At 60.3% G+C, this 12,719-nt stretch carries 14 protein-coding genes; 4 read left to right on the top strand and 10 right to left on the bottom strand.

Annotation, left to right across the window (positions count from 1 at the left end; all coding sequences use genetic code 11):
* Positions 1-2: 2 nt before the first annotated feature.
* Positions 3-887: a carbohydrate ABC transporter permease gene (locus ACQZ5G_RS23440; protein ID WP_448739014.1), complete on the bottom strand. Its 885-nt coding sequence runs from the start codon at positions 885-887 to the stop codon at positions 3-5.
* Positions 888-891: 4 nt separating this feature from the next.
* Positions 892-1,773, bottom strand: a complete 882-nt coding sequence (locus ACQZ5G_RS23445) for a carbohydrate ABC transporter permease (protein WP_020812253.1) — start codon at positions 1,771-1,773, stop codon at positions 892-894.
* A gap of 212 nt (positions 1,774-1,985) precedes the next feature.
* Here ACQZ5G_RS23445 and ACQZ5G_RS23450 point away from each other — a divergent pair, with 212 nt between their 5' ends.
* Complete coding sequence (locus ACQZ5G_RS23450; RefSeq protein ID WP_448739013.1) at positions 1,986-2,912, top strand: helix-turn-helix domain-containing protein; 927 nt, start codon at positions 1,986-1,988, stop codon at positions 2,910-2,912.
* Positions 2,913-2,941: 29 nt separating this feature from the next.
* Here the strand turns inward: ACQZ5G_RS23450 and ACQZ5G_RS23455 are convergent, their stop codons facing one another.
* From ACQZ5G_RS23455 to kduI, 8 genes are all read right to left on the bottom strand, one after another.
* Positions 2,942-4,222 (bottom strand): TRAP transporter large permease, encoded by a 1,281-nt coding sequence (locus ACQZ5G_RS23455; RefSeq protein ID WP_059757073.1) that lies wholly within the window; start codon positions 4,220-4,222, stop codon positions 2,942-2,944.
* Positions 4,223-4,744: a TRAP transporter small permease gene (locus tag ACQZ5G_RS23460; RefSeq protein WP_003522682.1), complete on the bottom strand. Its 522-nt coding sequence runs from the start codon at positions 4,742-4,744 to the stop codon at positions 4,223-4,225.
* A 69-nt stretch (positions 4,745-4,813) separates the two neighbouring features.
* Positions 4,814-5,791, bottom strand: a complete 978-nt coding sequence (locus ACQZ5G_RS23465; RefSeq protein ID WP_448739012.1) for a TRAP transporter substrate-binding protein — start codon at positions 5,789-5,791, stop codon at positions 4,814-4,816.
* A gap of 143 nt (positions 5,792-5,934) precedes the next feature.
* Positions 5,935-6,813, bottom strand: coding sequence for an amidohydrolase family protein (locus ACQZ5G_RS23470; RefSeq protein ID WP_448739011.1), 879 nt, complete (start codon positions 6,811-6,813; stop codon positions 5,935-5,937).
* Positions 6,810-7,946, bottom strand: a complete 1,137-nt coding sequence (locus ACQZ5G_RS23475) for a D-galactarolactone cycloisomerase (protein WP_448739010.1) — start codon at positions 7,944-7,946, stop codon at positions 6,810-6,812. The genes ACQZ5G_RS23470 and ACQZ5G_RS23475 overlap by 4 nt, the downstream gene beginning before the upstream one ends.
* Before the next feature lie 36 nt (positions 7,947-7,982).
* Positions 7,983-8,894, bottom strand: a complete 912-nt coding sequence (gene kdgD, locus ACQZ5G_RS23480; protein ID WP_003522686.1) for a 5-dehydro-4-deoxyglucarate dehydratase — start codon at positions 8,892-8,894, stop codon at positions 7,983-7,985.
* A 114-nt stretch (positions 8,895-9,008) separates the two neighbouring features.
* Positions 9,009-9,752: a 2-dehydro-3-deoxy-D-gluconate 5-dehydrogenase KduD gene (kduD, locus tag ACQZ5G_RS23485; RefSeq protein WP_448739009.1), complete on the bottom strand. Its 744-nt coding sequence runs from the start codon at positions 9,750-9,752 to the stop codon at positions 9,009-9,011.
* Positions 9,749-10,573 carry a 5-dehydro-4-deoxy-D-glucuronate isomerase gene (kduI, locus tag ACQZ5G_RS23490; protein WP_065656169.1) on the bottom strand — a complete coding sequence of 275 codons (825 nt, stop codon included), beginning with the start codon at positions 10,571-10,573 and terminating at the stop codon, positions 9,749-9,751. The genes kduD and kduI overlap by 4 nt, the downstream gene beginning before the upstream one ends.
* Before the next feature lie 138 nt (positions 10,574-10,711).
* On the opposite strand from kduI, the gene ACQZ5G_RS23495 reads away from it, so the two are divergent.
* The 3 genes from ACQZ5G_RS23495 (at position 10,712) to ACQZ5G_RS23505 (ending at position 12,717) form a co-directional block, all read left to right on the top strand.
* Positions 10,712-11,509, top strand: a complete 798-nt coding sequence (locus ACQZ5G_RS23495; RefSeq protein WP_448739008.1) for an NAD-dependent epimerase/dehydratase family protein — start codon at positions 10,712-10,714, stop codon at positions 11,507-11,509.
* Positions 11,510-11,619: 110 nt separating this feature from the next.
* Positions 11,620-12,357 carry a FadR/GntR family transcriptional regulator gene (locus ACQZ5G_RS23500; RefSeq protein WP_448739007.1) on the top strand — a complete coding sequence of 246 codons (738 nt, stop codon included), beginning with the start codon at positions 11,620-11,622 and terminating at the stop codon, positions 12,355-12,357.
* A 42-nt stretch (positions 12,358-12,399) separates the two neighbouring features.
* Positions 12,400-12,717 (top strand): cupin domain-containing protein, encoded by a 318-nt coding sequence (locus ACQZ5G_RS23505; protein WP_003522691.1) that lies wholly within the window; start codon positions 12,400-12,402, stop codon positions 12,715-12,717.
* The last annotated feature ends 2 nt before the right edge of the window (positions 12,718-12,719 follow it).

The raw sequence follows: 12,719 nt of genomic DNA on the forward strand, positions 1-12,719 counted from the left end.
TTTCAGCCCTTGACCCCGCCAGACGAGATCCCTTCAATGAAATACCGTTGCGCCGCGAAGAACACGATCAGCGCAGGCGCGATCGTCAGCACCGACATCGCCAGGATGCGGTTCCATTCGAAGGCTTCGGTGGTGTCGATGGAGAGTTTGAGCGCCAGGCTCACCGGATATTTGTCGACCGAGGACAGGTAGATCAGCGGCCCCAGAAAGTCGTTCATCGTCCACATGAACTGGAACAGGCAGACCGAGATAAGCGCCGGAGCCAGCATCGGCACGACGATGTAAATCAGCGTCTGCAGGCTGTTGGCGCCATCCACCCGGGCGGCCTCTTCCATGTCCGATGGCAATGAGCGCAGAAACTGCACCAGCATGAAAACGAAGAAGGCATCGCCGGCGACCGCCGAGGGCACCCAGAGCGGCAGGAAACTGTCCAGCCAGCCGAGATCGCGAAACAGGATATATTGCGGAATGCGGGTGACGACATTCGGCAGCAGCAGGATGGCGATGACCGAGCCGAACAGGATCTTCTTCAGCGGAAAATCGAAGCGGGCAAAGGCATAGGCCGCCATGGTGCAGGAAATCGCCGTGCCGATGACTTTCGGCAGGATGATCAGGAACGAATTCCAGAAGAACCGGCCGAACGTATAGGGCGTCGAGGTTTCCCAGCCGCGAATATAGCCGTCCAGCGTCGGATTATCGGGGATGAAGCCGGCGCCGGAGAAGATTTCCGAATTGGTCTTGAAGCTTGCGCCCACGAGCCAGATCAGCGGATAGAGCATGATGAGGCCGACCGCGAAGAGAAGCACGTAGCGGACCGAGGTGGAGACGAGTCTCAGCCGCGCCCGGCGGGCCGCCTGCATGTCGTTCAGGGTTGCGATATCGGTCATGGCATCAGTTCCGCTTGTCGCCGGCGTAATAGACCCACTTCTTCGAGGACCAGAAGGCCACGAGGGTCAGCACGGTGATGATGGTGAAGAGCACCCAGGCGATGGCGGAGGCATAGCCCATGTTGAACTTCTTGAAAGCCTCGTCGTAGATGTAAAGAGGCAAGAGATAAGTGGACTTCAGCGGCCCGCCCTGGGTGATGATGTAAGGCCCGTTGAACTCCTGGAATGCCTGAACCATCTGCATGATGAGGTTGAAGAAGATTACCGGCGTCAGAAGCGGCAGCGTGATGAAGAAGAAGGTTCTCACCTTGCCTGCGCCATCGATGGCGGCGGCCTCATAAAGCGACTTGTCGATGGATTGCAGGGCGGCGAGAAAGATCACCATGGCCGAACCGAACTGCCAGCAGCGCAACAGCGTGATCGTGAAAAGTGCGTTGCCCGGATCGCCGAACCAGTCCACCGGCGACAGGCCGATGGCGGCCAGCGCCATATTGGCAAGCCCCTCGCTTGCGAATATGTAGCGCCACAGAACCGCAATCGCGATGGAGCCGCCGAGAATGGACGGCACGTAAAAGGCGGTGCGGAAGAAGTTGATGAATTGCAGCTTGTAATTGAGTATGGCCGCAATGAACAGCGCGAAGGCAAGCTTCAGCGGCACCGTCAGAAACACGTAGAACAGGGTAACATTCAGCGATTTCATAAACGTGCGGTCGCGGGTGAACAGCCGCTCGTAATTGGCCAGTCCCGCCCAGCTGGGATCGCTCATCAGATCGTAACGGGTGAAGCTGAGATAGAGCGAGCCGAGGAACGGGATGGCCGTGAAGACCAGAAGCCCGACGATATAAGGCGTCAGATATCCCAGCCCGAGGAAGCGCTGAGATTTCATAATGCTCCTCCCCGCGTCCCAGTGGAACGCGAATGACAGAATACAATTTCGTACAAGTGATTCTCCCGGAACGGCAGGCGGCAGGCGCGTGATGGCGCAATTTCTCGCCGCGACCGATCTCCTCCCTCATTGATACGGTTCGTAAAAGCAATTTATGCGGTGACAAAACCAAATTTCCGCGCCAAGGTGAATTAACAAAGACGAGGAAAAAGATGGACGAAATCGAAGGTGGCATTCTGTCGTCCGTTCCGCCTGCGGCGCTCAACCTCAACCTGACGCGCGCAACGATCAAGATGGAGCATTCGCGCACCTGGCAGATCGACAAATCCAACCAGGTGGACGATCTCATCATCTGCCTGGAAGGGCGCGGGCATTATCTCGTCGACGGCGAGGCGCGAGTGCTGGAACCCGGTGACGCCATGCTGATTTTCCGGGGGCAGCGCTTTGTCGGCTGGAACGAGCAGGCCGTCACCTATCGCGGCGTGGCGCAGCATTTCACGCTGGATATTTACGGCCGCCACAACCTGATCGCGCAGATGGACCTGAAGCCGAAAGTGAAGTTGAGCCGCTGGCCGCTCTTGGAACCGCTGGTGCGCCACTACCGGCAGAGCGCCCCGCCCTCCTCCGTCACGCTTGGCCAGCACCATCTCTTTATGGTGCTTCTCATCGCCTTCATCGACGACGCCTTCCTCGGATGGGTCGACCGCCCGAGTTTCCAGCCGGAGGGCACGGAAGGCCTCGACCTTGCGGTGATGAAGGCGATCACCATGATTTCGGCCAATCCGCTGGACCCCGACATTGCCAGCCGGGCGACCGAGGCGGCTCCCTATAATCGCGATTATTTTCTGCGCGAATTTCAGAAGAGGGTTGGACGGACGCCAAGGAAATATCAGGAGTTCAAACGCATGGAACGCGCCATGCATTTTCTCGAGGCAGGGCTTTCGGTTACGGCAGCGGCCGCCGAAGTGGGCTATGGCGACCCCTATTATTTCTCACGCATGTTCAAACGGACATTAGGGTTAAGCCCGCGCGACCATATGAACCGCATACGCCGCAGCCGGCATGGCAATCTCATGGCCTTTGACGAACACGAGCAGCAGAGGCTGCTTGCCACTGAAACGGAAAAGGCCCCGGCATAGCGGGGCCTTCTCGTTTGAAAGCGCTGGAATTACCGGAACAATGACGGCAACCACAGGGACAGCGACGGAATATAGGTGACGGCAAGCAGCACCGCGATGCTGGCTCCGAAGAACGGCCAGATCGTCCGCATGGCCTCCCGTATCGATATGCCGCCGACCGCGCAGCCGACGAAAAGCACCGTTCCGACCGGCGGCGTGTTGAGCCCGATACCGGCGTTCAGGATCATCACCACGCCGAAATGCACGGGGTCGATGCCGAAGGCCTTCACCACGGGCAGAAGCACCGGCGTGGAGATGATGACCATCGGCGCCATATCCATGAAGGTGCCGAGCAGCAGCAGGATGACATTGATGACGAGCAGCACGATGATCGGATTGTCCGAAATCGCGCTGATTGCGGCAATCATCAGCGTCTGCACCTGCAGGAAGGCCATCAGCCAGCCGAAGGACGCCGCCGTGCCGATGACCAGCAAAACCATGGCCGTCGTGCGCACCGCACCCATCACCGCCTCCACGAAACCGCTCCAGTCCAGCTCGCGGTAGACGAGCATGGCAACGAGGAAGGCGTAGAGAACCGCGATGCAGGAACTTTCCGTCGCGGTGAAGATGCCCGAACGCACACCGCCGAAGATGATGCCGATCAACAGGATGCCGGGGAACGAGGCCAGGAGATAATACATCAGCTTCGAGAAGCCAGGGAACGGCTCGGAAGGATAGCCCTTGCGCCGGGCAACGATATAGGCCGTCACCATCAGCGCCGCTGCAAGCAGGAAACCCGGAACGATGCCGGCGGTGAAGAGATCGGCCACCGAAACATTGCCGCCCGCCGCAATCGAATAAAGGATCATATTATGCGAGGGCGGTATCATCAGCGCGATGATGGCCGCATTGACCGTGACATTGACCGCATAGTCCCTGTCGTAGCCGCGCTTGGCCATTTGCGGGATCATCAGCCCGCCGACGGCCGAGGCATCGGCCACGGCCGAGCCGGAAATACCGCCGAACAGCGTCGAGGCCACGATGTTGACCTGGCCGAGACCGCCGCGCAGGTGTCCGACGAGACCGGCCGCAAAGCGGATGAGGCGATGGGCGATGCCGCCGCGCACCATCAGGTCGCCGGCGAAGATGAAAAACGGTATCGCCATCATCGCAAACACGTTCATGCCGGAATTCATCTGCTGAAACACCACAATGGGCGGCAAGCCGAGATAAAGAACCGTGGCGAAAGAGGCGATGCCAAGGCAAAATGCTATCGGCGTGCCGATGAGCATCAGCAGGGTGAAGACCCCGAAGAGAATGGTGTAAGCCATTTATGCGGCCTCCTGCACGATCACGTCGGCCGCAATTTCCTCGCCGATGGCGAGATCGACGAAACGTTCAGCCGCAAACAGCGCGATGAGGAAACCGCCGCCGATCAGCGGGAAGAAATCCGTGCCGCCCGGCCAGCCGAGAACCGGGATCGTCGCCGTCCATGTGCCCATGGAAAGCGAGGTGCCATACCAGGCCATGCCGGCGCCGAAGAAAAAGATCAGGGCAAGGCTGGTAAGGTCCATTCCCTTCTGCACGCGTGGCGGCATCATATAGCGCAATATATCCAGCCCCAGATGCACGCTTTCGCGCACGCCAACGGCCGCCCCCAGCATGATGAACCATGACATGAGATGCAGCGACAGCGGCTCCGACCAGCTGGGTGAATCGTTCAGAATATACCGCGCAAAGACCTGCCAGCCGACGATAAGCGTCATGGCGATCATGCCGATACCGGCAATATAAAGCGACGCGTGACTGAGCGCGCCGAGAAAGGGGCGAATGGCCCGCATGAAATTTCGCATTGTCTGTTCCTCCGCGTCAACGGCGACAAAAGAAAACCGGCCCTGTTCCCAGGGCCGGTTTTCCGCGCATTACTTGACCGCTTTCACCCGCTCCAGAAGGTCCTTCATCTTCGGATCGGTGACGAACTTGTCGTAGACGGGACCCATCGCGGCAGCGAATTCCTCCTTGTCGACCTTGATGACGTTGACGCCGCCGGCGCGGACCTTTTCTTCCGATGCCTTTTCGCGGGCGCTCCAGAGTTCACGCATCTTGCCGACGGAATCCTTGGCCGCCTGACGCAAGAGCTCCTGATCCTCCGGAGAGAGCTTGTCGTAAGAGACCTTGGAAATGACGAGGATTTCCGGGTTCAGCGAATGTTCCGTGAGCGAATAGTTTTTCGCAACTTCGTAGTGACGGGCGGATTCGTAAGAGGGCCAGTTGTTTTCCGCACCGTCGACGACACCGGTTTCAAGCGAGGAATAGACTTCGCCCATCGGCATCGGCGTCGGGTTGGCGCCAAAGGCCTGCATCATCGAAATCCACAGATCCGACTGCTGCACGCGGATTTTCAGGCCCTTCAGGTCCGCGAGTTTTTCGATGGGCTTTTTGGTGGTGTAGAAGGACCGCGCGCCGGAATCGTAAAAGGCGAGACCGATGAGGCCGTGCGGTTCGAAGGCCGCCAGAACCTCATCGCCGATCGGGCCGTCAACCGTGTTGTGCATGTGCTCCGTCGAGCGGAACAGGAAAGGCAGACCAAGAACGGTGGTTTCCTTGACCAGATTGTTGAAAGGCGCGGCATTGACGCGGTTCATGTCGATGACGCCGAAGCGGGTCTGCTCGATGGTATCCTTCTCGCCGCCGAGAACGGAATTGTTCATGACCTGTATCTTGATGCGGCCCTTGGTGCGCTCGGCCAGAAGCTCGCCCATATATTTCACGGCTTCGACCGTCGGATAACCGTCGGGATGAATATCGGCCGAACGCAGGGTGATTTCCTGCGCCTTGGCGGAAACACCGGCGAGCGCGATCCCCATCGCGACGCACATCATGCTTGCAATCTTTTTCATGCTTTCCTCCTCCATTGTTGAAACGATCCAGCCCCTCCAAGGCTATCGGACCGATTTTTCACGCCCATCCGGGCCGGCATGCAAAGACCTTTCACTTTAAAAGGATGATGGGGACCTCCCTTCCCCAGCCATCCCGGATTGACCTATGCCGCCATGACTGGCGGCAGCTTGAACAGCGCTTCCGGATTTTCCACCAGCGCGCGATGCCGCGCCGCTTCATCCGGCAGCCAGCCGAGTATGAGTTCCGCAAGGCGGGCATCGTCGGGATAGGCCGCCGTCTCGCGGATGGAATTATGCGGCCAGTTGGTGCCCCAGACGATGCGCTCCGGCGCATGGGCGGCGATGACGCGCGAAAAGGCGGCGACGTCCTCATAGGGCCAGCTCTCGCGTGAGCTTTCGTAGACGCCGGCGAACTTGAACCAGAGATTGCCGCGGTCGATGAGTTTCAGAAGCGCCGCCATTTCCGGGCCATCGGTTTTGATGCCCTTGAAGAACTTGCCGTGGTGATCGAACACCCAGCGCGAGCGGATATTCTGAAGGCGCGGCAGGTGATCGAGCAGCGTATTGCCGTCGAATTGCACCGCCACCATCCAGTCGGCCGCATGCGCGCGCTCGTCCACGGCTTCCAGCTCGGACAGGTTCACCGCGCCACCCGGCAGATCCATGATACGCGCACCGACGGCCCCTGCGGCGGCAAGCTTTTCCATGTCCTTTTCGCTCGTGCCGGCATCGATGATGACCACCGCGCGGGCCGCCTCGCCCATTTCCGCGACACAGGCGAGTGTGTTGCCGTTATCGCGCTGATGGGCGTTGCCCTGGGTGATGATGACCCGGTCGATGCCGAGCCATTGCATGAGGCTGCGATAATCCTCCGGTCCGGGCAGAGCGCCCGGCGGCAGGCCCGGTCCACCCGGCAGGGCGGGATAGTGGGGCAGATAGAGATGCATCTGCGTATCGACGGCGCCTTTCGGGAAAGCGGGCCGAGGCGCTGTGCCGCTCAGTTTTCTGACAAGTTCGCTCACGGGTCTGGCATCCTGAATTCAAGCAATGCGTCGCGGTTGATCTCTATTCCGAGGCCGGGGCCGTTCGGGATCGTGACGACGCCGTTTATCGCCTCTATCGGCTTGCTCAGCACGGCCTGCCGGAACGGATTATAGGTGCGGTCGAATTCCATGATCGGCTCGATGGGATTGACCCGCACCGGATCGGGCGTCATCGCCGCCATGAATTGCAGGGCGGCGGCAATCTGCACGCCCGTGCCCCAGACATGCGGCACGATGCGCACACCGTGCAACGTGGCGAGCGCCGCGATCTTCTGCGTTTCGGAAAAGCCGCCGCAACCGCAGAGATCGGGCTGGAGAATATCCACGGCGCCGGCGGAAAGCGCCTGCCACATGCCATAACGCCCGTGCCAGGTCTCGCCGCCCGCAACCGGGATCGGCTGTCCGGCCCGCACCCGGGCATAGGCATCGAGCTGTTCGGGAACCACTGGCTCCTCGAACCAGTCGATACCATAGTCGGCGGCGCGGTTGCCGAGCGCGATGGCTTCGGTGACGGTATAGCCGTGATTGGCGTCGATCATCAGCCGCATATCCGGCCCAATCGCCTCGCGCACGGCGGCGATGACGCGGAGGTCTTCCTCAATGCCGAAGCCGATCTTGATCTTGCAGGCGTGAAAGCCGTCCGCCCGGCGCTCCGCCATCTCGGAGGCATTGTCGGAAACGCGGTCGACGCCATCGCGCTTGAAGCTGCCGGTGGCATAGGCCCGCACGCTTTCGCGCCAGCGCCCGCCGAGCAGCATCGAGATGGAAGCACCGTAATGCTTGCCCTTGATGTCCCACAGCGCGATATCGATGCCGGACAGGGCGGTAAGGCTGAGGCCGCGCTGGCCCTGATCGCGCAGGGCGTTATAAAGCACGGCCCAGATCTTCTCGGTCTCACGCGGGTCCTGGCCGATGAGCCAGCCTGAGTAAGCCTGAACCACGGCGGCGTTGGGCCGCGCCGGGCCGAGGCATTCGCCCCAGCCGACGGTTCCGTCGTCGCATTCGATTTCCACCAAAATATGGGCGCGGCGATCAAAACGCATGGATGCGCTTTCGAACGGCGTGTCCAGGCAATGTTCGAGCAGATGCGTGCGCACCGCTGTGATCTTCATGGCTCCCCTCCCGCTTGTCTCGATCAGGCCTCCAAATCAGGCTTTGCGCTTGTGCGTGCCGATCAGGGCGTCGAGCATGCCGATTTCCTCATTGGTCAGGTCCTTCAGCGGCGCGCGCACCGGACCGGCGTTGAAGCCCTGCAGGCGAACGCCGGCCTTGACGGCGGAGACGGCATAACCCTTGGCGCGGTTGCGGATCGCCATGAACGGATAGAAGAACTCCGTCAGGATACGCTCGCAGGTGGCGCGTTCGCCGGCGCGCAAGGCGGCGTAGAACTCATTGGCGAGGCCCGGCACGAAGTTGAAGACAGCCGAGGAATAGGTGGTGAAACCGGCGCCGAGATAGGCTTCGGCAAACAGTTCCGCCGTCGGCATGCCGCCGAGATACATCAGGCGATCACCCATTTTGGCGGTGATCTGGCGAACGAGACCGATATCGCCGGTGCCGTCCTTGAAGCCGACGAGGTTCGGGCACTCGTCGCAAAGACGAGCCAGCGTATCGGCCTGCAGCACGGAATTGTCGCGGTTATAAACCATGACGCCGATACCGACCGACTGACACACCTTCTTGATGTGGGCGTAAAGGCCTTCCTGCGGCGCATCGATGAGATAATGCGGCAGAAGCAGGATACCGTCCGCGCCGACCTTTTCGACCGAGCGGGCGATATCGACGGCAATCTCGGTGCCGTAACCGCAGCCGGAAACGATGGCGGTTTCACCGGCCACATCCTTGGCGGCGGAAACGATGGTCGGAATTTCATCCGGCTTCAGCGAGAAGAACTCACCCGTGCCGCCGGCGGCAAACAGCACCGGCGCCTTGTAACCGGCAAGCCATTCGACATGCGCCCTGTAGCTGTCCTGGGCGAAACGGCCCTCGGAATCGAAATGGGTGACCGGGAAAGACAACAGGCCGGAGCCGAGCGCCGCCTTGATTTGTTCAGGGTTCATGTTTGGTATTCCTTTGCAAATTCATTGACTGGAAGCCACCTAACCCGGTTGCCGCATGCTTGTCAACAATTCATCATACATGTTGTATGATGAATTGTTGAAATCTGTAACAGATCAACGTGCCAGCCAGCCGCCATCGACATTGAGAATGGCGCCATGCACATAATCCGCCGCCGGCGAGGCAAGGAAAACCGCCGCCCCGGCTATATCGTCGGAATGGCCCCAGCGGCCGGCCGGAATACGCTCGAGAATGGCCTTGTTGCGGGCCGCATCCGCGCGCAGCGCCTCGGTATTGTTGGTTTCGATGTAGCCGGGCGCAATCGCATTCACATTGATGCCCTTCGCCGCCCACTCATTCGCCAGAAGCTTGGTGAGGCCGGCGACGCCATGTTTCGCCGCCGTATAGGACGGCACGCGAATGCCGCCCTGAAAGGAGAGGAGCGAAGCGATATTGACCACCTTGCCGGACCGGCCTTTCGCCAGCAACTCTTTCGCAAAAGCCTGGGTGGTGAAAAACAGCGCCTTGAGATTGACGTCCATCACCTCGTCCCAGTCGAGTTCGGAAAACTCGACGGAATCGGCACGGCGGATGATGCCGGCATTGTTGACGAGAATATCGAAGCCGGCATTGACGAAACTGTCCTTCGCCGCCAGCGGATCGGCGAAATCGATCGACAGGGCGCTCGCCTTGCCGCCATCCTTCGCGATGATATCAAGCGTTTCATCCGGTGCGCGGCGCGCGGCGCAGACCACCTCCGCACCAGCTGCGGCGAGCCCCACCGCAATCGCCTGGCCAAGACCGGTATTCGCGCCTGTCACGAGCGCCTTACGCCCTTGAAGCGAAAACGGATTTCTCATTTCAGGTCCCCCGGCTGGATGAAGTCCATGTCGGTATAGTCGACATTGTCGCCCGCCATGGCCCAGATGAAGGTGTAGGAACCGATGCCGGCACCGGAATGGATGGACCAGGGCGGTGAAATCGCACCCTCTTCATTCGAAATGAACAGATGCCGGGTTTCCTGCGGCTCACCCATCAGATGCAGCACGCGCGACTTCTCATCCATGCCGAAATAGAGATACGCCTCCATGCGGCGATCGTGAATGTGGGAAGGAATGGTGTTCCAGACCGAGCCGTCCTCCAGCGTCGTATACCCCAGCACTAGCTGGCAGCTTTCCATGACCAGCGGATGGATGAACTGGTTGATGGTCCGCTTGTTGGAGGTTTCGGTCGCGCCGAGCTTGACCTCCTTGCTGTTAGCCAGCGTCACGAGCTTCGCCGGCAGGCTGCGATGCGCCGGGCAGGAGGTGATATAGAATCGCCCTGCCCCGTCAAAGGTCACCGCGCCGCTGCCTGCACCGAGATAAAGCACATCGCCGCGATTGAGGGTATAGGTCTCGCCGCCGGCGCTGACCGTGCCGGTCTCGCCCACATTGACGATACCCATCTCACGCCGGTCGAGGAAGGACGGCGTTTTGGTCTCCTCCACCTTGTCCAGCGTCAGCGGCGCACCGTTCGGCACCGCACCGCCCATCACGAAGCGGTCATAATGGGTGTAGATCAGCCTGATTTCGCCGGAACGAAACATGTCGTTGGCGAGGAAATGCCGGCGGAGCCCTTCGGTATCCAGCGTTTTTGCATATTCCGGGTTCACGGCCTGCCTTGTTTCGACGGTCAACATCAAACTCATCCTTCATGATTGTTGCGTATGGCACATAATATATGTTATCCGCTTTTTGTACGATCTGTATGACAAGGTCAAGAGGCATAGGCATATCTCGACCACGCCAGGGACGTGCAACGCTGAGGGAGAATGGCAATGAAACGGCTTCTTGTTACCGGTGCTGCGGGCCAGCTTGGCCGCGTTATGCGCAAACGCCTTGCATCGATGGCCGAGATCGTTCGCCTTGCCGATCTCGCCCCGCTCGATCCGGCAGGCCCGAACGAGGAATGCATGCAATGCGACCTTGCGGATGCAGACGCCGTTGACGCCATGGTTGCCGGTTGCGACGGCATCGTCCACCTCGGCGGCATATCGGTGGAGAAGCCTTTCGAACAAATCCTCCAGGGCAACATCATCGGGCTTTATAATCTCTACGAGGCAGCCCGCGCCCACGGCCAGCCGCGAATTGTTTTCGCCAGTTCCAACCATACGATCGGCTATTATCCCCAGACCGAACGGCTTGGTCCCGACGTTCCCTTCCGCCCGGATGGGCTTTACGGCGTGTCCAAATGTTTCGGCGAAAACCTCGCCCGCCTGTATTTCGAGAAATTCGGCCAGGAGACGGCGCTTGTGCGCATCGGCTCCTGCACGCCGGAACCCACCAATTACCGCATGCTGTCCACCTGGTTTTCGCATGACGATTTCGTGTCGCTGATCGAAGCGGCGTTCCGCGCACCCGTTCTCGGCTGCCCGGTCGTCTGGGGGGCCTCCGCCAACGATGCGAGCTGGTGGGACAATTCGCATCTCGGCTTTCTGGGATGGAAACCGAAGGACAATGCCGAGGCCTTCCGGGAGCACATCGCCCGGACAGCTCCCAAACCGGACCCGAGCGACGCGGTAGTCCGCTTTCAGGGTGGCGTGTTTGTCGACAACCCGATCTTCAAGGAGACGTGAAATGTCGCACGGACCTTTCCCGCTAAAAAAGGCGGGATTGCATGCTAGGCCGCGAATGACGTATCGAGGAACGGTGCACGCAACCGACATTTTTTAGAACGGCGACCAAGATGACAAAAGCGACAAGTTCCGAACCGGCAGCTCCACAAGGCAGAACGCTTGTGGTGAAGGTTTCGGAGGAACTCCGCAGCCAGATCGCCAAGGGCCGTTACAAGACGGGCGAACGCCTGCCCTCCGAGGCGCAGATGACGCAGGAATTCGGTGTCAGCCGTACCGTGGTGCGGGAGGCAATCGCCTCGCTGCGATCCGACGGTCTGGTCGAGCCGCGTCAGGGCGCGGGTGTTTTCGTACTGGAACCCGCACCCACTGAGCGGCGTCCCTTCCACAATGTCGATCTCGCACGTGTCTCGTCGCTGATCGAAATGCTGGAATTGCGCACCGCCGTTGAAGGTGACGCCGCCGGTCTTGCCGCCATTCGCCGTTCGCCGGCGCAGGAGGAAAAGATCATCGAGGCATTCGATGCCTTCCGCGCCAGCGCCACTAAGGGCGTGCCGACAGCGGAGGCCGATTTCGCCTTCCATCTCGCCATTGCCGAAGCGACCAACAATCCCCGCTTCAGCGAGTTTCTGCAGGTGCTCGGCCCCACTCTCATTCCGCGCCGCGCCGTGGCCGAAAACGGCACGGAAACCGTGCTTTCGCCCGCCGATCTCGCCCGGCTCGTCGGTGAACACGAAGCGATCCTGATCGCGATACAGGACGGCGACGAGGAGGCGGCGCGCAACGCCATGCGCAGCCACCTGAAAAGCAGCCAGACGCGTTATCGATCCATGTTGCGCGCGCCGCGCTGAGATTGCCCGTTTAAACCGCATTGCATGACTGAGGAGAACGATATGCAGCAGCTTCCCACCTTCCCCACCGTTTCCCCCGACGATGGCGTGGAGCGCACCGTGCTTTCCGAAGCGCCGGAACTGATGGTGGTCTCCTTCCGCTTCAAGACCGGCGCCGAAGGCAGGCTGCACAGCCATCCGCATGTGCAATCCACCTATGTCGCCAGCGGCAGCTTCCGCTTTTACCGCGACGGCGAGGCCTACGATCTTCAGAAGGGCGATAGCCTCGTCATTCCCGGCCATATCGAGCACGGCTGCCTGTGTCTGGAAGAGGGCGAGCTGATCGACTGCTTTACCCCGCGCCGCGACGATTTCCTCTGATC

This window comes from Agrobacterium sp. 22-214-1, assembly GCF_053522465.1.